Raw genomic sequence first — 22671 nt, 5'->3', positions numbered from 1 at the left:
TCTGCTTCATCTGCTTCATCTGCTTCATCTGCTTCATCTGCTTCATCTGCTTCATCTGCTTCATCTGCTTCATCTGCTTCATCTGCTTCATCTGCATTCATACATGTAGATGGTATTGAATATGTGAATAATGAATATTTAGAGGATCAGGAGTTTAATTTAGAGGGTAAAAAGCGCTTTTATACTATGCCTGATGGTACAGGACGTTTAGAGACGATAGAGCGTAAAAAAGGCGTAAGTCGATCAATTTTGGATAAAATATTAAACAAATCAAACCAGAGTCTAAATTCAATAACTTTATCTAATAATTATGTTCGTTTATCTGCACAAGATTTATCTCTGGCATTTGAGAATGATCGTTGTTTCTTAGAAAGTTATGGCAAAAATAAAACAATCAAGAGTTTAGTTCCCGAAAAAGAAATTGGCTTATGGCCTCGGAAACCTATAAAAGAAAAATTTGAATATGAATTGGTCAAGCTTGATCAAAATATTCAATATATGCAATTTGATTCTTATGCATCTAATACTGATAAACCGACATATTATTGGCCTTTAGTGATTTTTTTAGATAAGTCTGGTTGTATATTAGAAGGCGTGAGTGGATTTAAGAATCAGAAGATTCCAGCAACATTATTACAACATGCAGCCCTTCAAGGTGTAATTAAGATACCGCCTAAAAGTTATTATATGATGATGACTCCATTAGCATCAGCCGTGGATGTTCCAGAGCAGGAACTTTCAAATCAAGGACAGATTAAGATTGCTGCTTTACAGTAAGCATTAATAGGATGAACCCATGACAAATAACAAAATTTTCTTACCCTTTGCTTTAACGACATTAGTAGCATTATTACAAGGCTGTGGAGGCGAGAGTACAAAAATTAATGAAGATCCAAATAAAGGGGTTAGTGGCGTCACAACTAGTACGAGTTGTACGCCTACAAGTAGCGACTGTCTACCCTTTGCCATGGATTATCCTATTTCTGGTTTAAATTTTGATTGTAGTAGCGATAAGGCAAATCACTTTGCAACTAAACTTGATTCAAATGTTGTTGGTGGAGCTTGTAAATTAGGCGACACAGCAACTTTTTATATACAAGGTAAAGATGCTAAGAAAATTAACCTTGGTATTGTGAAATTAGATGATATTTCTAAGATTAATGACTTAAGGTATCCAGTACCACGGCTTCGAGTAATTGATTTAGCAAGCGCATTGACAGGAAAAATGCCAACAGCACTTGATCCAAATGATGAGACCATTCGTGTAGCGATAGCATTAATAAAAATTTTCCATAGTATTGGTCTTGAGCAAGAAGATAACGCTTTGGGGGATATTCAACCTACTCAGATTACTAACGAAAAGAAAGATCTATTATCTCAATTAACTAAAGATATTGGTGTTGCTGAACTGAGTAATGGTTCTTACGTTGATATATTAAAGCCATGGTTAAGTGTTAGTAATGTAACAGATGAACAAGCGATGGTGCTGCTTCAGCGTCTCTTAAATTTATCGAATGCAGGTGTATGGCAAACAACAGTACCTTTCTTAAAGGCGGGTACAATTACACCTTCAGTTAAGACTCCAGATGGCTTTTTTGGTTGTAATCAATCAAATTATAATGATTGTGTAAATCCTGATAAAGGTAATGACCTTATACATTCGATGGGGGAGGTCTTTTTACTTACAGATCGACAAGGATATACAATAGGAACAGGTCAACAATGGCGAGGTCCTGCAAGTTTTATAGAGGGTAAACTTTATCCACCACTTGTATTAATTACTAAAGTCAAAGCTCAAAAAGTACAAATTAATCCTCAAAATACTTGGTTGAATCCTATTAATCGTGAAATAAACTCTAACCAACCGCTGCGTTTTGCTTTGACAACAAACCCATCAGAAGACTTAAAATTTAAGCAAGGTAAGTTGATTAATGATCATACAATCCCTGGGACAGAATATATTTATAGAGTTTTATTAAATGCTAAAGATACTGACCCTGTAAATACAGCACATTTGGGGCAATGGGAGCAAACTATAGGTGGTCAAGCTTATAATGGAAGTTTAGAAATCTATAAAGCAAACCCACCAAGTTACTTAGGTAAAGATGTTTTTAAAACCAGTACAAATGTAAAAACAAATGAGAAATATATTTTCCCTTTATATGCGACTCTAATTTTTGGTTTCTCTGATAATAGTATTCCTGACTCAGAAAAAATTAAGTTAGGGATTGTAATTGACGAGAATGGTGATATCCGAACTGATATTCGTAAAAATTCTACATCTAGTGATATGTCCGGAGAGTGTGCAAAAATCCAATCTATTAATTCAGATGGGACGATCACTGATGAGTTTGGAGAGACTCAATATCGTATAGGCTCTACAGGAGCAACCTCTTTTACACCTACAAGTAAATCAGTATCTGTCCGAGCAATTTTATCTAATCCAAAATTTGGTGTATTAAATGGTGCGATGTTTGGATTGAATGTTCGTGTTAATTATAATGAAACGATTACAGCTATTGGTGGCGCTAAAATTAATGTTCACAATTTATTAAGTGATGCCCCACAAAAGGAAATAACATTAACTGACTTTACTGAGACAAGTAGTACAGTATATTGGTCAAACACTTACGCTTATTATCAGGGTGTGTATGTAAATCTATACGATAATTTAAAAGACACGGATAAAAATAATTATGTTAAACCTACAGATGAAGATCGTAAAATGGCTAAACGCTGGACTGGTCCAGTGACTATTCAACTAGCGGATCAAAATTTAAACGCATGTAAAGCTGTTAAAATAAAGTAAGAGTTAAATAAAAAGACCGCGATAAGCGGTCTTTTTATTTAACCTGTATGATCTAAACGTGTACCTAATGTTTCTAAATGAGATGGAAATAATCCTAGTTTACGATCTGCAAAATAATGTTTTAAAGTTTGTTCTACACTCGGAAATGCGAGTTCTGCCCATGGGATATCATGTTCTTCAAATAAACGGCATTCGAGACTTTCTTCTCCAGCTCCAAAAACACCATCTTTCAATTGTGCTTTAAATAGAACATAAATTTGTCCAATACGTGGAATATTGTACATACAGTATAGTTGTTCAATATCAACTTCGGCTTCAGCTTCTTCTCGTGTTTCACGAGCAGCACCTTGTTCCATGGTTTCAAATAATTCCATGTACCCAGCAGGAAGTGTCCATAGCCCATAACGTGGTTCGATGGCACGTCGACACAATAAAACTTTATTATCCCAAATGGCTAATGCACCGCAAATAACTTTCGGATTTTCATAGTGGATATTGCCACAGTGTGTACAGACGAGCCGTGTTTTATGATCACCTAGCGGGATTTTTGCTTCAGTTTGATGTCCACACGCAACGCAAAAGCTCATAATTATCATCAGCTACAGAGATAACTCAGCATAACTGAATTTTGATCACTTCGCATCATGATCTATGATTGTGATTGAAATTTCAGTTATGATGATTTGTAAGGAAAATGAGAAAAAGAGATGAGTCATATGGAAGAACCATCGTTAATACAGCTTTTACAACAACGGTTGCGTTTTTCCAAACGAATCCAACAAGCTGATGCAGCGGTTTTAATTGCAATTACACAAGAACAGCAACCTAAGGTCTTACTCACACGTCGTTCAATCCATTTATCTCAACATGCAGGTGAGGTGTCTTTTCCAGGAGGAAAGCGTGATCCGAGTGATACCAGTAATATTGTAGTTGCTTTGCGTGAAGCACAAGAAGAAACAGCGCTTAATCCCTTCGATGTCAAGCTGTTAGGAGATTTACCGATACAACGTGCGCGTAGTGGTTTATCTGTGAAACCGATTGTAGGATTAATTCCCGCACAAGTAGATCTAATTGCCCAACCTACAGAGATAGATCGTATTTTTTTTGCACCATTGCAGCAGTTAATTGATGCACCACCTTTACCGTATGAAGTGCGTTTAGCTCGACAATCAATTTATTTTCCGAGTATGCAGGTTGAAAATGAGATCGTATGGGGTTTAACCGCTCGAATGTTAGTATCATTATTTCAGTATGGGCTAGGACATCAAAAAAAATGGCCTTTTTTAGTTAATCCTCCTCATTTTGGATTATCTAAATTCTAATCACGTCTTATTAAAATAGAGTAGTATTTTGTCATGATGTACACATATCAAGGATTGAGCCCTAAAGCATTACATGAACCTTGGGATGGCTGGATTGCACCGAATGCAACGGTGATTGGTCAAGCTGAGTTAGGTCGCCAAGTTAGTATTTGGTTTGGTGCGGTTGTAAGAGCTGATAATTGTAAAATTCGGATTGGAAATTTCTCGAATATTCAAGAGAATGCAGTTTTACATACTGATGCAGGTATTGAACTGAATATTGGGGATTATGTGACAGTCGGTCATCAAGCCATGTTGCATGGCTGTACGATTGGAGAGAATTCTTTAATTGGTATCAATGCTGTAGTTTTAAATAATGCGGTGATTGGTAAAAATTGTATTATTGGTGCAAATGCATTGATTCCTGAAGGTAAAGTTATCCCTGATAATTCTGTAGTGATGGGATCACCAGGAAAAGTGATCAAAACTTTAGATGAGCAAGGCGCTGCACGGTTACGCTTGAGTGCTTTACATTATGCTGAACATTATAAGAATTTCTTAGTATTGGAAGAGTTTAATTTCTAATAATTACGAATTGATATAGTGTGTTTCTTGAGCCAAGTATATCCTTGGCTTTTTTGTATCTATAAAAAGTCAATAACTCGCTTAGGGCGCTTGAGTGGGGTATGATACTCGACGTTTTTTATCTCTTTTAAGCTAAGGTTTTTGCATGAAGTTGCTTGCATTGGAAACTGCAAATGAGCACTGTTCAGTTTCATTAATTGATGATGTTCAAGAACTCTATTTTCAATTAGATGAGCGACCAAAAGCACAAACGCAAACCATTCTGCCATTAACTGAACAGGCGCTATTACAAACTCAAACTCAATTGGCTGATTTGGCTGCAATTGCCTTTAGTCGTGGGCCAGGTTCATTTAGTGGTGTACGTATTAATGCTGCGGTTGCTCAAGCTTTGGCATGGTCACAAGATTTGCCTGTTATTCCTGTATCAAGCTTGCAAGCGTTAGCGCAAGCTGCATATCGTTTGACAGGATTACAGCAGGTTACAGCTGTTTTAGATGCACGTATGCAAGAAGTTTATATTGCTAATTTTAGTCTAGATGAAAATGGCATTATGCATGCTGTCGATGAAGAAAAATTATTAAATTATGAACAAGCGACCGCATATCGTAAATTTACGGCGATTGGCTCAGGTTCAGAATTGATTAAGCCAAGTCAAATAGACTCGCAAGAGGCCTCCATTCTAAAAACGTCTGCAACAGAAATTCGAGCAACTGCACAAGACATTGCAACAATTGCTCGAATTTATGCTGTACAAAAAAAATGGGTTGATGCTGAGCATGCACTCCCTGTGTATTTACGTGATGATGCATGGAAAAAAATTCCAGAACAAAGTAAAGCGAATTAAGGTTAATTATGGATCTTTTATTGCTATTTAAAGCAGCAATTATGGGTTTGGTGGAAGGGATTACTGAATTTCTACCGATCTCAAGTACAGGGCACTTGATTCTAGCAGGGCAGTTGCTAGATTTTTGGACTGTTGAAAAACGAGATATGTTTGCGGTTGCTGTACAAATTGGTGCGATTGCAGCAGTAATTTATGAGTATTGGGGCAAACTGTGGGGCGCATTAATTGGCGCACTCACAGGACAAGAGCAAGGTCGTCGTTTAAGCCTGAATTTAATCATCGCTTCTGTTCCAATTGTGATTATTGGCTTGAGCTTTGGTGATGTGGTAAAGGCTTATTTATTTAATGCGGTCACGGTTGCAATTGCATTAATTGTCGGGGGGGGCGTTATTTTGTGGGCGGAACGCCGTCCGCATCAAATCGTGAGTCAAGAAGTCGAAGATCTAACATTCAAGCAAGCCACATTGATTGGTTTGATTCAATGTCTTGCATTAATTCCTGGGACATCACGTTCTGGTTCAACCATTATTGGTTCATTATTCTTAGGTATTTCACGTAAAGCAGCAGCTGAATTTTCATTCTTCCTCGGTATTCCTGTGTTGATGGGGGCAGGCTTACTGGATATGTATAAAATGCGTCATGAATTACATAGTAATGATATGGCTATTTTAGCAGTTGGAATTATTGTTGCTTTTGTTTCAGCTTTAATTGTGATTCGTGCATTAATTCGTTATGTCTCTAAGCATGATTTCACCGCTTTTGCTTACTACCGTATAGTCTTTGGTTTATTTATTTTGGCGACATGGTGGACAGGTTGGGTGCATTGGTAATGCAGATGATCTGTTGGTATCAGACGGAGTATGCGGAGCAATTTCAAAAACTTCAAGCTCGTTTAGCGAGTTTGGATGTCGAACTAAAAGGTCAAATCGTTGAAAAAGTGAATGCACGTTTCCTTCGTCTGAATCCAGACATGGCCTTGGTTTTAGATGAGGATGGACTGAGTCTCGCTGCGAATGGGATGAAAATGCAACCGGATTGGCGTGCTGAAATTCCTCGTTTAAAACGAGCCAGTCTGAAATCCGAAATGATTGCAAGAGCATGTCAATTAGGTGAAAAACCTAGCTTAATTGATGCAACAGCTGGCTTAGGTCATGATAGTTTATTGATGGCTTATTTGGGTGCTGATGTGCGTTTAATTGAACGTCATCCCATCCTATTTGTATTATTAGAATATACCAAAGCCCAAGCAGAACGAGATCTTTTTTTGCAATCTGTTATGCCACGGATTCAACTCATTTATGCTGATTCAACTGATTATTTACATGGATTAAAGCAGCGAGATGAACAGATCGATGTCATTTATTTAGATCCGATGTTCCCACAGCGAGATCAAAACCACCAAGCACAAAAGAAACAGGCACAGGTCAAAAAGCAAATGCAATTATTGCATATGTTATTACCTGAAGATGGTGAAATGGATTTAGGTGATGAATTACTGCATCTTGCCAGTAAAATCGCTAAACGCGTTATTGTAAAACGACCACGACATGCTGTTTATTTGGCTGATCAAACTCCGGATCATCAATGGCTAGGTGATGCTTGTCGTTTTGATGCATATTTTCCCAAAAGTTCAACTTAACTTTTATCCAAGTGATTGTTTAGCTTAGGTGAATGCTCGGTAAAGATTTGTGATATAGTGCAAAAGCATGATTGATAAAAAATTCTTGTCGAGCTTAAATGAAGGAAAGACGTTGTTCCTTTTAGGAAAAGTCATATTCATTTGATAAAAGATAGACATATTCTCAATCTAAGCTTGAAAAGAGAAATACCCGAAGAACTTTATGATCGACCTCAAACCTTCCATTAATATCTGGCATGATTCTAAAAGTAACCAAATTGCTGGAATGTGGTTGTTCCTTGGGTCTCGACGTTCCTTACAGATTGTTCATCCATCAATTACCCAGCTCATTATTTGGGGTATTTTAGGTGGTTGTACCAACTCACTTTATAGCTGGTTGGTGGCAGGGCAAATTGGTGAGTTCAACCCTCAAGGTTTGATTGGTTACGCACTGTGGCCTTTTATTGCGTTAATTGTGGGGATTTTCCTTTCGCAACGCATGAACCAAGCCCGTTTAATGCTTGTACCTGCATTATTATGGTTAGTGCTTGATACCAATATCTTATTATTACAGTGTTTGATCCAATATTTAGGTTCAAATGGCTATCTAAATTTCATTCCCGATTCAATCTATAATGGTTTCTTACCACCATTATTTGTTGGACTATTTGTTTGGCAAAGTCTGGCTGTGATTTGGGTATTTTCACGGGCATTAAATTGGCCGTGGTGGGAGCGTGCTTTAGTTTTTATTGCGACTATTGCAACCATGGTGGTTTGGCAACTTTCAGTAAAAGATCAACCGATTTGGAAAGTTGAAGAAACACCACCAAGTTTTGCTGAAGATGCTTTTTATGCGCAAAGTCATGTGTTGGACAAAGCTTTAGATCAAATCCAATATGGTGATATTGCGAAAAGCCATTGGTATTTTATGGGCGTAGCTGGGGATAGCTACGCTGATGTTTTCAAATCTGAAGTTGAACGCATTAGAGAGCAATTTGATACTCGTTTTGGAACGTTTGGACGCTCGATTATGTTGATTAATAATCCTGCGACACGTTTAGATGTTCCAATTGCGTCTAAAACCAGTATTGAGTTAGCGTTGCGTCGGATTGGTCAGCAGATGAACCGTGATAGCGATGTATTATTTCTTTATATGACATCCCACGGTGAGCGTAATCATTTTGAACTCGAAAATGCACCATTAGAATTAGGGCAAGTCGACCCGAAATGGCTACGTGAAACGCTCGATAAATCAGGTATTCGTTGGCGAGTGATTGTAATTTCAGCGTGTTATTCAGGAAGTTTTATTCCAGCATTACAGTCACCTGAAACCTTAATTATTACTGCTTCAGCCGCAGATAAAACCTCTTTTGGTTGTAATAATGAAGCGGATTACACATATTTTGGTCGTGCTTTCTTCGATTTGGCGATGCGTGAACAATCCTCAATGAAAAAAGCATTTGATCAGTCTAAACAAACTGTGACACAGTGGGAAACAGCTCAAGGATTTGAACCATCAGAGCCGCAATGGGCTATCGGTCGTAACATGGAATTGATGTTGCCACAACTTGAGCCGTATTTATTCCCAACGCAAAATATCACAACAACAGACATTACAAAAACACAGGATAATCAACATGCAGCTACTGCAAAAAAATCGTTGTTTTGAAGGTGAACAGCGTATTTATCAACTAGAATCACAGCATCTTAAAGGTTTAACCAAAGTTGGAGTGTATTTACCTCCTGCTGCTTTAGAAGGAAAGCCTTGTTCAGCATTATTTTATCTTGCGGGTTTAACTTGCACCGAAGACACATTTGCAATTAAAGTACATGCACAACGTATGGCAGCTCGACTGAGTTTGATTCTAATTAGCCCTGATACCTCTCCGCGTGGAGAGGGAGTTGCGCAGGGCGATCATTGGGATATTGGTCAGGGTGCAGGCTTTTATATCAATGCTATTCAACAACCTTGGGCTGAACATTACCAAATGGAGTCTTATTTGGTTGATGAACTTTATGCACATGTTTTACAAGCATTTCCGATTATCGAAAGTCAGATTGGGATTTTTGGACATTCAATGGGTGGACATGGTGCGTTAACCTTGGCATTTAAATACCCAGAACAATTTAAATCAGTTTCAGCTTTTGCTCCGATTTGTGCACCAAGTATTTGCCCGTGGGGTGAAAAGGCATTTAGCCAATATTTAGGTGCGGATCAACAGCAATGGTTAGCACATGATGCAACGGCTTTAGTTCAGCAAAAGGGTGGAGTCTTTGAGGAAATTTTAATTGATCAAGGTCTAGAAGATCAGTTTTATGCTCAATTAAATCCTGAAAAGTTTAAGCAAGCTTGTCTAGAAGCAGGGCAACATTTAACTTTACGCCAGCACAAAGGCTACGATCATGGTTATTACTTTATTCAAAGTTTTATTGATGATCATCTGCAATTTCATGCGATTCAGTTAGAAAAGGGAATGGCTTAAAAAAAAGAAGCTCTTTCGAGCTTCTTATTAATGATGTTGCCACTCAACAATAAACTCTTGTTGTGCCATACGATTTAAATGATCAATAACCACCTGTTCTAGACGAGCAACATCTTCTTGATGATTTTCAATCAATACATCTAAATGCTGTTCTTGTGGTGTAAGCGTCACCGTTGCAGTCGGCATAAAAATTTTTGAATACAGCTCAGTCTCTGATACTTCAAATTTGTGCTTCCAGTGATTCAATAAACGTTTACTGATACGTTTACCATCGTGAGTTGTAATTTGTGTCGTACTATTCATTTTTTAACTGCATATGATTTCACCATTAAAAATAGCAAAATCATATGCAGTTAAAAACAGTATTCATGCAACGCGTTGTTGCAAGTTTGCAATATCGTAATCGTATCTTTGTAACAGCCTAAAGCCGATGAATTTGTTATAATTCAATTATCATTTTTCAAAGTTTGCCAGGTCATTCATGTCCAAGCCTTATTTAATTGCTCCTTCGATTTTATCTGCTGATTTTGCACGTTTAGGTGAAGATGTAGAAAAAGTTTTAGCTGCGGGTGCAGACGTTGTGCATTTTGATGTCATGGATAACCATTATGTACCAAACTTAACTTTTGGTGCAGGTATTTGTAAGGCATTGAAAAATTATGGAATTAAGGCGCCAATTGATGTGCATCTGATGGTTTCACCTGTTGATCGTATGATCGGTGATTTTTTGGAGGCAGGTGCAGATATTATTACTTTCCATCCAGAAGCAACGGATCATATTGATCGTTCTTTACAACTGATCAAGGCGGGTGGTGCTAAAGCAGGTTTAGTTTTCAATCCAGCAACCCCTTTACATTACCTTGATTATGTTCTCGATAAAGTAGATCAAATTTTATTGATGAGTGTGAACCCTGGTTTTGGTGGGCAAAAATTTATTCCAATGACATTGGAGAAACTTCGCCAAGCACGCAAAATCATTGATGCCAGCGGTCTTGATATTCGTTTAGAGGTTGATGGTGGTGTTGGCCCAGCAAATATTCGTGAAATTGCTGAAGCAGGTGCGGATATGTTTGTAGCTGGTTCGGCAATTTTTGGTCAACCTGACTATAAAACTGTAATTGATCAAATGCGTGCAGAATTAGCTCAAGTTGGTGCAAAAGACATTTAGTGTTTTCATCCTATTTTTCACATAAGGTTGTGGATAACTTTGTTTATAACTGGGTGGATAACCGTGTTGATAAGCAAGTGGATAAGATGTTGTTAAAATAAACAAAATGATTTCAGTTGTTTATATTCTCAACAAAAATATCAAAAAAGGACAAATTTTTGTCCTTTTTTTGTGCGTCAAGTCCTTTATTTTGCTTTATTTTTGTTCATAACGTATTTTATTCTTTTTCGTTTGATAAATCGGCAATTCTGTTGCTTAAATGCAAGGAATTAGCATAATTGAACATAAAGTAGATTGTGCATAAGATAGAAAGAAATTATGCTAAGTAAGTCGCATTCATTTGATGATTGATCCAAGGATATTTAGTGCAACTTCATAAAAAATACAAGCATCTATGGTTTGTATTCCTGATGATATTTTTCATCGGGGGAAGCGGTGCGTCTATTGCAGCAGTCCAAAAGATTCAACTTGATCAAAAGATGTCTACAGCGCAAGTGATACCATGTCATGATCAACAGATGACACGTCCGCATCATCAAATGGATATGTCGCATGATGTAACCAATGTGGTTAAATGCCATGATGGGCAAATGCAAGATCAGCAACATTGCCCCGATTGTAATAATATTTCACATTGCCAAACGATTAATTTTGCACTTGATCAACAAATTCCGAGCCTGTCTGTTTCTCCTTTTTTTGAGCTAAACACTTATAAAAATACAGCGTATCAAGCTCGTCATCTTGCAGGTCATTGGCAAGAAATTTTACGTCCTCCTAGAACCTAATCTGTCTTAGAAGCTCTTTTTCGCTTCAACGAGCGATTTAAAAATAGTTCACAGATTAGGAAAATATTATGTCCTCAAAAATATATGCTGGTGTCATTGCTGGCTTAAGCTTAATTTTTGCGCCTTATAGTTTGGCTGCAATAAAAGAATATCATCTGAACATTAATCAAGGAATGGTCAATGTCACTGGAAAACCTGTCAAACGTATTACGGTAAATGGCAAATTTATTGCGCCGTTATTAGAGTTTGAGGAAGGGGATGAAGCGGTCATTCATGTGCATAATCAACTCAAAGATCAAGATACGTCATTACATTGGCATGGATTACTTTTGCCAGGATTGATGGACGGTGTGCCTGGTTTTAATGGCTTTAAAAGTATTAAGCCGAATGGCAGTTTTGAGTATCGTTTTAAAGTTCGTCAAAACGGAACTTATTGGTATCACGCGCATAGTAAAGGACAGGAACAAGATGGCCTATATGGTCCCTTGGTGATTTATCCGAAAGCTAAGCAATCTGTCGCGGCACATGAGAAAGCTGAGCGTGATTATGTGGTGATGTTGTCTGATTTTCATGAAACGGAAAGCGACAAGATCATGGCAAATTTGAAGAAGTCGGCTGAGTATTACCAAAACCAACGTGAAACGGTGGGCGATGTCTGGAAGCAGGTGAAACAAGACGGTTTAAAAGCAACGTGGCAAGATCGTTCGATGTGGAACCAGATGCGGATGCTCAAAACCGATTTATCTGATGTCACTGGTTATACTTTCTTGGTGAATGGGAAAACACCTCAACAAAATTGGACAGGCGCTTTTAAAACGGGTGAAAAGATTCGTTTGCGCTTTATCAATGCGTCAGCCATGTCTTTTTTTGACGTGCGTATTCCCAACCTAAAAATGACAGTCGTTAGTGCCGATGGTCAGCCTGTACAGCCTGTTCCCGTAGATGAATTTCGTATTGGTACAGCAGAAACTTATGATGTATTGGTTGAACCTAAACAGGCGCATTATCAAATTGAAGCAGAGTCAATTGACCGTTCTGGTTTTGCAATTGGGTCATTGCAGAATGAACAAGTGACCAATCCAACCTCAGTGCAAATCCCAAAATCACGCCCACGTGCATTATTGACGATGGAAGATATGGGCATGGATCATGGTTCGCATGGTCAGATGGATATGAGCAAAATGGACCATGGTTCAGATCAGCCAGTGAATATGGCCAATATGAATCATAGTCAGCATCAGATGCCTCAAGGTAAAGCACCAGTTACACCGATGCAAAAAGCAGCGATGGATCATCGCTCACATGAAAAAATGGACATGTCGAAAATGGATCATAGTGGACATGGTCAGATGAACATGTCGGGTATGGATCATAGTGCACACGGTCAGATGGATATGTCAGCTTCAGCAACGCCCTCAGATCATAGCCAACACCAAATAACGGCATCTTCTAGAAAAATAACTTCAGATACCGTTCAGGGCTGGGCGAATGCAGCAACACCAATCGGTCAGAAAGCCTTAACTTATGCAGATTTGAAGTCGTTGCAATCACAACCTGAGCGTTATAGTCGTCCAGCAGAGCGAGAATTGGTGATTCGTCTTGGGGGCACGATGGAGCGTTACATCTGGACGATTGATGGTAAGAAATTTAGTGATCCTGACTTCAAACCTTTAACCGTGCGTTATGGCGAGCGTATTCGACTGAAATTTATCAATGAAAGTATGATGGCGCATCCGATGCATTTACATGGCATGTTTATGCAATTGGAGAATGGTCAGGCACCGCAGGATATGCCAAATAAACATACGGTGATTGTGCCGCCCGGCAAAACTGTTACAGCTCTACTGACTGCGGATGAGCTCGGTGAATGGGCGATTCATTGTCATCTGTTATACCACATGAGTGCGGGCATGATGAGTAAATTGATTGTCGCAAATGTCGATGGCAGCAAAGTTTCACAAACTATGTCTGTTCAACCTACTCAAGGAGCGAGCCATGCACATCACTAAGCAAGCTTCTACGATGAAACGCTATACACAATTATTGGCAATTGGTGGCATGGTTTCTTGTTTGAGTGTATTTGCATCTGCACATGAGGGGCATGATCAAATGATGCAAATGGATCAGTCGGTACAACAGAATATATTGATGGAGACATCATCTCCTGTTGATCATTCAGAACATCAACCTGAATTAAAGCAAGTACCATCTGATATTCAACATGATACACATGATCATCATCGTGAACATGGTGGACAAATTTATCAAGCCACAGCGATTAAAAATGCATGGATCGTTGATGACGATGGTCGAGGCAGTGCCAGTACTGAGCTAAAAACATGGGTGGGAAGTGATAAAAATAAAATATTCATTCAAGCACATGTTGAAAAAGCAGAATCGGAAAAAACTCAAACCGAAACAAAGCTGTTATACAGCCGTAATGTTGCTGACTTTTGGGATGTACAAACAGGTGTTCGTTATCAATATCAGCCTGAGCAAAAGCATGATAAAAATCAATGGGACGCGGTATTGGGATTACATGGTCTAGCGCCGTATTTTTTTGAAATCGAAGCCTATATTTATGCAGGTCAAAACCAACGCTGGCAACTGAGTTTGGAAACAACACGCGATGTATTATTTACGCAAAAGTTGATTGCTCAACCCTATTTGAATGCAGATGTAATATTCAATGATGAGTCAAGTTATGCAAATAAATCTGGATTATCTAAACTTCAGATAGGTCTGCAAACGCGTTATGAAATCAGTAAAAAAATCATGCCATTTATTGATGTCGCTTATGCATACAACAAAGGTTTGAAACAAACCGAATTACAGTCGGCTACAGACAGTAAAAAAGGTTGGCTATATGGTTTGGGACTTACGTTAAAGTTCTGATCCTTTGTCTAAAATGTCACTTCCCTGAGATACTGTTGGTTTATACTGACAGTATCTTTTTTGAGTCATTCATGGTGCATAAATGGCTTTAGAACAACAAGACAATTTAATAACTGATAAAGCAAATGAATCTCTAAGTCGGAGAGAGAAAACACAAAATTTGATAACTCAATTTGACGGTGTTCCACGTGATGGCAGTATGAAAGTCAGTTTTTATTATATTCCACACATGAGTAGTTTGGTGGAAGTACAACGGATTCGAAAAGCATTATTGCCATTTGCTGAAATTTTAGTTGAACATAGTATTGATTTAGATACACGTCATCTAACCTTATATCATCATTATGGAATTGATGAAGTGACAATTGCTCTAATTCGCTTGAGCTTGGGAGCTGAGTTACAACAAACTTTGTCACATTATGAACCTTTAGAAATGAATACTTTGAATACAGATACTGCAACTTTACATGACCATAAAGTTGAGCCGCAGGATAATTATTTAAGTGTTTTAGGTCATTTTTTAATTTCATGCTTCAATCATTTGAAGCAATGGATAAAATGCTTACAGAGAAAGAAGGATAATTAAGCATGCCAAGATGGATGTATGGCGTACTAGGATTGGCTATTGCATGGTTGGTTTGGACACAGGTATTAAAACCAGCGCCAAATATTAGTCAAATGACCACTCAACAAGGCGTACAAATTAATGCATTGGAGCATTATGAAGGCGCATTTCGTGTGCTTTCTAGAGAAGACTACAATTTAGGGCGTGAAGCTGAATTTTCACCAATGGATATTGCTGTTGGTTGGGGAGATATGGCAAATCCGCAGATCTATAAACAAATTGATGTATCACAAAGTAATCGTTGGTATCACTGGCGTATAGATCATCAACTGCCTATTTCTTTGCGAGAAATCGCAACGCATAGTGCCAATATGCATCTGGTTCCTGCCAACGCTTATGTCGCATCTCAAATGAAAAAAATTAAAAAAGATGATTTAGTCTATTTAAAGGGTTCTTTAATCGAAATCCAGACAAAAGATGGCTGGCATTGGAAAAGTTCTTTATCCCGTGAAGATACAGGAAACGGGGCATGTGAGCTAATGCAGGTCGATCAGATTTCATGGCAGTAAATCTTAACCTTAGATAAGCTTTTAATTTTTAAAATACTGCACTGGAATCCATACATAACCTTTCACATAATCTCGAAATTTTACAGTACACTGCTTTTCCTAAGAGGACGACCTCACTTCAAAAGCATCACGTTGGGACGACCCAACTCTTGTTAAGGTTGAGTGTGAAAAATGGCATGGGCAATTTTAATTTTGGCGGGTATTTTTGAAGTCATTTGGGCATACTCAATGAAAATGTCTGAGGGCTTCACACGCCTCACTCCAAGTGTGGTTACGATCATTTTTATGATTTTAAGTGTCGTATTGTTGTCAATTGCAATGCGATCGTTGCCTTTGGGTACAGCTTATACGGTTTGGACGGGAATTGGTGCGATAGGATCATTTATTGTTGGCATCATGGTTTTAAATGAACCAATGACTGCGATGCGAATGATTGCTGCAATATTAATTGTATCTGGCTTAATGCTGATGAAATTGTCATCAAATTAATGGTTTAAGGAGAGTGTAATGCAACTGGTGTATATGTACATGGATTCTCCTGTGGGTGCATTAAAACTGGTTGCTCATGATCATGCATTGGTCGCCGTGATGTGGGACAATGAAGATCATAAACGAGTTCGACTGGCTGAACTGATAGAAGATCATCAACATCCGATGTTAATTCGAGTTAAAAAACAATTAGAACAGTATTTTGCAGGGCAACGTCAGCAATTTGATTTACCTTTGGACTTTCAAGGGACAGATTTTCAACAACAGGTTTGGCAGACTTTATTAACTATTCCATATGGCGAAACACGTAGTTATAAGGAAATAGCCGTTCAGATTGGTAATGAAAAAGCAGTGCGTGCTGTTGGGGCAGCCAATGGTAGAAACCCAATTTCAATTATTGCGCCATGTCATCGGGTGATTGGTTCGAGTGGGGCATTAGTTGGTTTTGCAGGTGGTTTGGATAAGAAGCAGATTTTACTGAGTTTAGAGCAAAGCCAAATTCCATAATCTGTAGTGTTAATACTCGATTTTCATTTCTTTTTGGAATAAGCTACTTAACAGATATGAATCGACATATTTTAGGACTTGAACCGTAACTCAGTTATTCGCGAGGCGGTGTCTTGCTTAGTGTAATTCAATATTAGGAATACCCTTCGGTTCGAGTTACTTTGGTTTCGCCCAAAGTAACCAAAGGCATTGTCATCTATAAAACCTGTTCACTTGTTGCATTTGTTTTATCTATCGCAGAAACGGGATATTACAAATACCACTCAGGTTGTAGATGACCTTTCCGAGTCTCATATATAGGGTATGTATTCATTTTCTTTTTCATAACAAATTGAATGGAAGTTTAAAAATGGCTGTTGGTGACGTAACTATGCCACTTATGCATGTGGTGCAGGGTGTAAAAATTGGCTCAACTGAGGCGTATGTACGTTATCCAAACCGACGCGATCTGGTCATTTTTGAATTTGCTGAAGGCTCAAACGTTGCAGGGGTGTTTACCCAAAGCGCTTTTGCTGCTGCGCCTGTTCAATTGAGTAAAAAGCATTTAGCAGAAAATACACCACGTTACTTGATTATCAACACAGGCAATGCCAATGCTGCAACAGGCACAGTCGGTTATAAAAATGCAGAAGCTACTTGTGCCAAGTTGGCTGAGTTAGCAGGCGTGCAAACCAATCAGATTTTACCGTTTTCAACGGGTGTGATTGGTGAGCAGTTGCCAATTGAACGTTTAGTGCAAGGTATTCAACCTGCATTAAATGATTTAAATGCCGATCGTTGGGCGGATGCTGCATCAGGTATTATGACCACAGATACCACACCAAAAGGTGCATCTGAGCAGTTTGAACTGGACGGCGTAACTTATACGATGACGGGGATCAGTAAAGGTGCAGGCATGATTCGTCCAAATATGGCGACCATGCTTAGCTTTGTGGCAACCGATGCGCCGATTAGCCGTGAAATGGTACAGCGGTTACTGCAAACCACGGTTGAGCATTCGTTTAACCGTATTACCATTGATGGTGATACCTCAACCAATGATTCGTGTATTTTTGTGGCAACTGGATTAGCAGGTGGTGTTGAGATTCAGAGCCAAGAGGATGCACGTTATCAACAGGTTCTTGATGTGCTGGCGCGTATTATGAACCGTTTAGCGCAATTGATTGTGCGTGATGGTGAAGGTGCGACCAAATTCATTACTGTTCAGGTTGATGGTGGAGAAAATACTCAAGAATGTTGTGATGTTGCCTATAGCGTTGCTGAGTCGCCGTTAATTAAAACAGCTTTATTCGCTTCAGATCCAAACTGGGGGCGAATTGTGATGGCGATTGGTAAGGCAGGTGTACCCAACCTAGATAGTAGTAAAGTACAAGTTTGGTTAGGTGATGTACAGATTTGCTTAGATGGTGGTGCAAACCCAGATTATACTGAAGAAGCAGGTGCAGCCGTCATGGCTGAAAAGGAAATTAGCATTCGTATTGACCTCGGTCGTGGTACAGCTAAAGACACGGTTTATACCTGTGACTTTTCTTATGACTATGTCAAAATTAATGCCGATTATCGTTCATAAATTTGCGTTATAATAAAGCCTCCACAGTGAGGCTTTTTTTATAAGCTGGTATGTGGATAGTGTGATATTCACTAAATGCTCACCAAGATACCCACGTTATAAGTTTGCAGCGATGCAAGCACGCAGGATAGAGAAGACGCTTTATGAATGATGCGAATTTAATTGCGAACGAAGCCAAAAATATTGTGCAGGCGCATTTAGATCGTTTGGGCGAGCCAAAGGACAATAGTCTTAGCCCAGAAGTGAAACAAGAAAAGTTTGCCCAAATTGCAGCTGAGTTGAAAAAGCGAAATGCAGTGCTTGTGGCTCACTATTACTGTGATCCTGAAGTACAAGAGCTTGCTGAACTGACAGGGGGCTGTGTTTCTGATTCATTGGAAATGGCACGTTTTGGTCGTGATCATCCTGCAACAACCCTTGTGGTGGCAGGCGTAAAGTTTATGGGTGAAACCTCTAAAATCTTATCACCAGAAAAAACAGTGTTGATGCCAACTTTGGAAGCCACCTGTTCACTGGATTTGGGTTGTCCTGTAGATGAGTTTACCGCATTCTGTGATCAGCATCCTGATCATACCGTGGTGGTGTATGCCAATACCTCGGCGGCAGTGAAGGCGCGTGCCGACTGGGTGGTGACTTCTAGTTGTGCGGTTGAGATCATTGAACATTTAGATAGTTTGGGCGAAAAAATTATTTGGGCACCAGATCAGCATTTAGGTCGCTATATTCAAAAGAAAACGGGCGCTGAAATGTTGTTGTGGGATGGTGCATGTATCGTGCATGAAGAATTCCGTGCCCGTGGTATTGCGCAAATGAAAGCGCTCTATCCAGATGCAGCGGTTTTAGTTCATCCAGAGTCACCTGAATCAGTAGTGGATATTGCTGATGCGGTGGGGAGCACCTCGCAACTGATTAAAGCAGCTCAGACCTTGCCACATAAACAAATGATCGTGGCAACGGATCGCGGTATTTTCTATAAAATGCAACAAGCAGCGCCTGATAAAGAATTATTTGAAGCACCAACCGCAGGTGAGGGAGCAACTTGTCGTTCATGCGCACATTGTCCGTGGATGGCGATGAATGAACTGGATGGAATCTTGCATGTATTACAACATGCCGATCAAGAAATACACGTTGATCCTGCTCTTGCTGAACGCGCGAAATTACCCTTAGATCGAATGTTGAACTTTAGTGCTTCTTTGAAACGCTAAAACGTCTAAAAATGCTTGTTAAATATACATTTGATAAGGATTTATTCTTTTTTTGAAAAATAGGTGTTGACGTTCTAGGGCGTCGCGCCTAGAATGCACACCGTACCGCACGATGTGCGATACGCTAAAAGCTGAAAAAAAATCGGAGCATAGCACAGCCTGGTAGTGCACCTGGTTTGGGACCAGGGGGTCGTAGGTTCGAATCCTACTGCTCCGACCATTTAAAATATGTTGAAAAACATAGTTTTAAATATCGGCGAAGTATCGTGATAGTATTATCATCGTTATGCGCCTGTAGCTCAGTTGGATAGAGCATCCGCCTTCTAAGCGGATGGTCACAGGTTCGAATCCTGTCAGGCGCGCCATTTGGCAGCTTGGTATGTAGAATCAAAGTTTTGATGGTGGATGTAGCTCAGTTGGTAGAGCCCCGGATTGTGATTCCGGTTGTCGCGGGTTCGAATCCCGTCATTCACCCCAATTTCGGAGCATAGCACAGCCTGGTAGTGCACCTGGTTTGGGACCAGGGGGTCGTAGGTTCGAATCCTACTGCTCCGACCATCATCTTTAATTTAAGATGAGATAAAAAACCGCTAAGTTAGCGGTTTTTTTACGTCTGAATTAATTGATTATGTTATTAATATAATATTTATAACGTATTAGATTTATTATTTTAAACTTCAAAAACTATAAGTGATTGGGAAGAGATGCTTTTCTATTTTATTTTTATCATTATTATTTTAGCTGTTCTTACTTATTTGAAATCGCCCTATTTTAAAGGAAAGATGGGTGAACTCATGGTTGCCGTACATGTCGATAAAGCATTAGGCGATGAGTATATTCTGTTAAATAACTGTACGATTCCTGACCAAGAGCAGGGAACAACACAAATTGATCACATTCTAATAAGTCCTTACGGTGTTTTTATTATAGAAACGAAAAACTATACGGGTTGGATTTTTGGTAGTGCTCGTCAGAAACAATGGACGCAAAAGATTTATAAAAAAAGTTATAAATTTCAAAATCCATTACATCAAAACTACAAACACATGAAAGTTTTGGAGATGATTTTAAGTGATATACTTGAACCAAAATATTTGCATTCAGTTATTGTTTTTACTCCTAGAAGTGAATTCAAAACAGAGATGCCTGAAAATGTATTTCGTGGAAAGGCATGGATAAATTATGTAAAGAGCTTCAATGAGGAAGTAATCAGTTCAATGAAGCAAAAAAGAATTCATTACAGAATAGAAAAAGAAATATTGGAATCTTCATGGAAAACAGATCGCCAACATGTTGAATATCTCAAACAGAAAAGTAAGAATAACAAGCACTTGAATTAGAAAAACAATTACAGAAAGTCGGTGTAGTAACGCAATCAAGATATTTTGATCACAAAACTAATCCTACAGGACACGAATATCAATTTCTATCGGGCTAAACCTGCTCAACTGACTTTGCAGGATACACTTCAGTTTATGGTTACATATAGAAAAAATGATTTGATCAAGAACACAAAAAACATAAATGTTAGGGTTTATAGCGCACCATATTTTTGCCATGTTTCACCCGTTTCATAGTTTGCATAATGGCTTTTCAGTTCATGCAGTGATTGGCTTTGGTAGATTGCAAAAACGATCATGATCAAAAACAGGCTGATCAACTTAATGGCGTGTTTATGTTTATATTCACCCGCATATAAATAGAAAATAAAGTAAAAAGTGATGATCAAATAGGTACAAAATAAAGAGTGAAAGCCCAGATAGAGCAACAGTAGTGCTGTAATCGCCAGAGCAATTCGATTTTTTAAGATGTTGGGGCGCAAGCTGAGTACGTTCAGAATCAACAGACCCAAAGAAGTCCAGAACAGATAGGCTTGACCCCCGATAATGACAATATAGGTCGACTGTAGCCACATCAGCACTAGCCATATAAAAACGGAAAAAATAATAAATTTGGAGGGACCTGAAGATTCGGGCAAAGTGTGTTTCATATGATATTGGTTTTTTAAATAGCTGTTTGTTTGGGGGATTAAAAACGAAACTTCAATAAATCTTTGGTTTTGATCTTGGTCAGTAGTACACAGAACAAAGACAGTGAACCGCCAATCAACATAGCGGGCACCACGCTAAAAAAGCGTGTCATCACACTGGACTGCAATGCACCCAGTTCATTACTCGAGGTGACAAAGATGCCATTAATGGCAGCGACACGTCCAAGCATGTCCTTGGGTGGAATCAGTTGTAGAATCGTTTGACGGATAATTATGTTAATGCTGTCACATGCCCCATAATAATGAGAACTGCGATCGAAAAATAGAGGTGTCTGGTAACAGCAAATAACAAGGTGCATAGTGCAAAGCCAGTGACGGCAATCAGCATGATCTGCCACGGTCTGGATTTGGGCGGGTAACGCACCAAGATCAGCATCATGACCAAGCCACCAAATGCAGGCGCAGCGCGTAACAGACCAAAACCATCGGCACCGACATGCAAAATATCTTGGGCAAAAATGGGCAGTAGTGCGATGATGCCGCCAAAGAAAACAGAGCCGAGATCGAGAAACATCGCCCAAAAAATAATTTTGGTTTTAAAAATAAATTGTATTGCGTCTTTTAGACTTTGAGTTACCGATTCTGTTTGGATTTGAGGAAAATCTCGTTTTTGCAAACACCAGAGGGCAATACTGCCACTTAAAAAAAGTGCCACGATGACGCTAAAAGTAATATCCAAATCCAGATGTGCCAATAGAAAACCGCCAACCACGGGTGCAAGTATGCCGCAAGCTTGCCAGCACATGCTGGTCCATGTTGCTGCATTAGTATACAAATGTTCGGGTACGACAAAAGGACGTAAAGAATTAAAGCAGGGACTGTATATGCCGCGAATACAGCCAAATAAAAATAAAATACTCAAGGATGAGATTAATAATAAATTTGCACTGATGGTTTGGGTGTGGAAAAGATCAAAACTGATCCACAAAGCAATCGATAAGGGGATGGCAAAGCTAAAACTGATTTGTAAAATACGCTGCCGATTAAAACGATCAGCAATATAACCACCCCATAAAGACAGCGCCATAAAAGGTAAAAAATCCATGATCCCGAGTAAACCGAGGAAAAGTGGATTTTTGGTGATTTGATAGAGATGAAAGGCTACCAGCACTTCTTGAATTAGTACCGCAAAAGTCAGACAGCATTGATTGACAGTCAATAACGTGAAGTCACGACTGGCAAATGCAGCAAAAGCAGAATGAGGTACAGCAGAGGACATAAGGCG

Annotated in this window: 23 protein-coding genes, 4 tRNA genes and 1 pseudogene; 24 read left to right on the top strand and 4 right to left on the bottom strand. The window is 39.0% G+C overall.

Annotated features, from left to right (window positions below; genetic code table 11):
• The coding region (gene filE / locus F908_RS16230; RefSeq protein WP_034602664.1) for a putative pilus assembly protein FilE at positions 1–777 on the top strand (777 nt) is incomplete at its 5' end.
• Positions 778–796: 19 nt separating this feature from the next.
• Complete coding sequence (locus F908_RS05620) at positions 797–2809, top strand: putative pilus system protein FilF (protein WP_005158750.1); 2013 nt, start codon at positions 797–799, stop codon at positions 2807–2809.
• A gap of 38 nt (positions 2810–2847) precedes the next feature.
• Here F908_RS05620 and F908_RS05615 read toward each other — a convergent pair whose 3' ends face one another.
• Positions 2848–3396: an NUDIX hydrolase gene (locus tag F908_RS05615; RefSeq protein WP_005158740.1), complete on the bottom strand. Its 549-nt coding sequence runs from the start codon at positions 3394–3396 to the stop codon at positions 2848–2850.
• A 120-nt stretch (positions 3397–3516) separates the two neighbouring features.
• Here F908_RS05615 and F908_RS05610 point away from each other — a divergent pair, with 120 nt between their 5' ends.
• The 7 genes from F908_RS05610 to fghA all read left to right on the top strand — a co-directional run bounded on the left by F908_RS05610 (position 3517) and on the right by fghA (position 9640).
• Entirely contained in the window at positions 3517–4131 is a 615-nt protein-coding gene (locus tag F908_RS05610; protein WP_005158738.1) for a CoA pyrophosphatase, read from the top strand.
• 36 nt (positions 4132–4167) lie between these two features.
• On the top strand, positions 4168–4695 hold the full coding sequence (locus F908_RS05605) for a gamma carbonic anhydrase family protein (protein ID WP_171063549.1): 528 nt from the start codon (positions 4168–4170) through the stop codon (positions 4693–4695).
• 145 nt (positions 4696–4840) lie between these two features.
• A complete protein-coding gene (tsaB, locus tag F908_RS05600) occupies positions 4841–5539 on the top strand; it encodes a tRNA (adenosine(37)-N6)-threonylcarbamoyltransferase complex dimerization subunit type 1 TsaB (RefSeq protein WP_005158730.1) in 699 nt (232 codons plus the stop codon).
• Between the two features lie 8 nt (positions 5540–5547).
• Positions 5548–6369, top strand: coding sequence for an undecaprenyl-diphosphate phosphatase (locus tag F908_RS05595; protein WP_005158729.1), 822 nt, complete (start codon positions 5548–5550; stop codon positions 6367–6369).
• Positions 6369–7178 (top strand): class I SAM-dependent methyltransferase, encoded by an 810-nt coding sequence (locus F908_RS05590; protein ID WP_005158728.1) that lies wholly within the window; start codon positions 6369–6371, stop codon positions 7176–7178. The genes F908_RS05595 and F908_RS05590 overlap by 1 nt, the downstream gene beginning before the upstream one ends.
• A gap of 202 nt (positions 7179–7380) precedes the next feature.
• Positions 7381–8826 (top strand): C13 family peptidase, encoded by a 1446-nt coding sequence (locus tag F908_RS05585; RefSeq protein WP_005158727.1) that lies wholly within the window; start codon positions 7381–7383, stop codon positions 8824–8826.
• The gene (gene fghA / locus F908_RS05580; protein WP_005158719.1) at positions 8795–9640 is read left to right on the top strand and encodes an S-formylglutathione hydrolase; all 846 of its coding nucleotides are present in this window, start codon (positions 8795–8797) and stop codon (positions 9638–9640) included. The genes F908_RS05585 and fghA overlap by 32 nt, the downstream gene beginning before the upstream one ends.
• A 27-nt stretch (positions 9641–9667) precedes the next feature.
• Here fghA and F908_RS05575 read toward each other — a convergent pair whose 3' ends face one another.
• Positions 9668–9943 carry a DUF2218 domain-containing protein gene (locus F908_RS05575; protein WP_005158715.1) on the bottom strand — a complete coding sequence of 92 codons (276 nt, stop codon included), beginning with the start codon at positions 9941–9943 and terminating at the stop codon, positions 9668–9670.
• Between the two features lie 178 nt (positions 9944–10121).
• Between F908_RS05575 and rpe the strand changes: the two genes are divergently transcribed.
• The 15 genes from rpe (at position 10122) to F908_RS05500 (ending at position 20736) form a co-directional block, all read left to right on the top strand.
• A complete protein-coding gene (gene rpe, locus F908_RS05570) occupies positions 10122–10808 on the top strand; it encodes a ribulose-phosphate 3-epimerase (protein ID WP_005158714.1) in 687 nt (228 codons plus the stop codon).
• Positions 10809–11173: 365 nt separating this feature from the next.
• Positions 11174–11593, top strand: coding sequence for a hypothetical protein (locus F908_RS05565; protein ID WP_005158713.1), 420 nt, complete (start codon positions 11174–11176; stop codon positions 11591–11593).
• 68 nt (positions 11594–11661) lie between these two features.
• Entirely contained in the window at positions 11662–13602 is a 1941-nt protein-coding gene (locus F908_RS05560; protein WP_005158703.1) for a copper resistance system multicopper oxidase, read from the top strand.
• Positions 13589–14488: a copper resistance protein B gene (locus F908_RS05555; RefSeq protein WP_005158700.1), complete on the top strand. Its 900-nt coding sequence runs from the start codon at positions 13589–13591 to the stop codon at positions 14486–14488. The genes F908_RS05560 and F908_RS05555 overlap by 14 nt, the downstream gene beginning before the upstream one ends.
• Positions 14489–14570: 82 nt before the next feature.
• A complete protein-coding gene (locus tag F908_RS05550) occupies positions 14571–15074 on the top strand; it encodes a 3'-5' exonuclease family protein (RefSeq protein WP_005158697.1) in 504 nt (167 codons plus the stop codon).
• A gap of 2 nt (positions 15075–15076) precedes the next feature.
• Positions 15077–15622 carry a hypothetical protein gene (locus tag F908_RS05545; RefSeq protein ID WP_005158695.1) on the top strand — a complete coding sequence of 182 codons (546 nt, stop codon included), beginning with the start codon at positions 15077–15079 and terminating at the stop codon, positions 15620–15622.
• A 171-nt stretch (positions 15623–15793) separates the two neighbouring features.
• Positions 15794–16111 carry a DMT family transporter gene (locus F908_RS05540; RefSeq protein WP_005158692.1) on the top strand — a complete coding sequence of 106 codons (318 nt, stop codon included), beginning with the start codon at positions 15794–15796 and terminating at the stop codon, positions 16109–16111.
• An 18-nt stretch (positions 16112–16129) separates the two neighbouring features.
• Positions 16130–16618: a methylated-DNA--[protein]-cysteine S-methyltransferase gene (locus F908_RS05535; protein ID WP_005158685.1), complete on the top strand. Its 489-nt coding sequence runs from the start codon at positions 16130–16132 to the stop codon at positions 16616–16618.
• 349 nt (positions 16619–16967) lie between these two features.
• Complete coding sequence (argJ, locus tag F908_RS05530) at positions 16968–18188, top strand: bifunctional glutamate N-acetyltransferase/amino-acid acetyltransferase ArgJ (protein WP_005158682.1); 1221 nt, start codon at positions 16968–16970, stop codon at positions 18186–18188.
• Positions 18189–18331: 143 nt separating this feature from the next.
• Positions 18332–19396, top strand: a complete 1065-nt coding sequence (nadA, locus tag F908_RS05525; RefSeq protein ID WP_004655525.1) for a quinolinate synthase NadA — start codon at positions 18332–18334, stop codon at positions 19394–19396.
• Positions 19397–19539: 143 nt separating this feature from the next.
• A tRNA-Pro gene (locus F908_RS05520) sits at positions 19540–19616 on the top strand.
• A gap of 68 nt (positions 19617–19684) precedes the next feature.
• Positions 19685–19761 (top strand) — tRNA-Arg (locus F908_RS05515).
• Positions 19762–19797: 36 nt separating this feature from the next.
• Positions 19798–19873 (top strand) — tRNA-His (locus F908_RS05510).
• 4 nt (positions 19874–19877) lie between these two features.
• Positions 19878–19954 (top strand) — tRNA-Pro (locus tag F908_RS05505).
• A 146-nt stretch (positions 19955–20100) separates the two neighbouring features.
• Positions 20101–20736: a nuclease-related domain-containing protein gene (locus tag F908_RS05500; RefSeq protein WP_005158677.1), complete on the top strand. Its 636-nt coding sequence runs from the start codon at positions 20101–20103 to the stop codon at positions 20734–20736.
• A 194-nt stretch (positions 20737–20930) separates the two neighbouring features.
• Here F908_RS05500 and F908_RS05495 read toward each other — a convergent pair whose 3' ends face one another.
• A complete protein-coding gene (locus F908_RS05495) occupies positions 20931–21386 on the bottom strand; it encodes a hypothetical protein (protein ID WP_005158674.1) in 456 nt (151 codons plus the stop codon).
• 38 nt (positions 21387–21424) lie between these two features.
• A pseudogene (locus F908_RS05490) lies at positions 21425–22665 on the bottom strand (MFS transporter).
• Positions 22666–22671: the final 6 nt, after the last annotated feature.

The organism is Acinetobacter sp. NIPH 284 (assembly GCF_000369425.1).
In the GTDB taxonomy this organism is placed as follows: Bacteria; Pseudomonadota; Gammaproteobacteria; order Pseudomonadales; family Moraxellaceae; genus Acinetobacter.
Note: the sequence above shows the minus strand (reverse complement) of the source record. Positions and strands in the feature narration are given on the sequence as shown.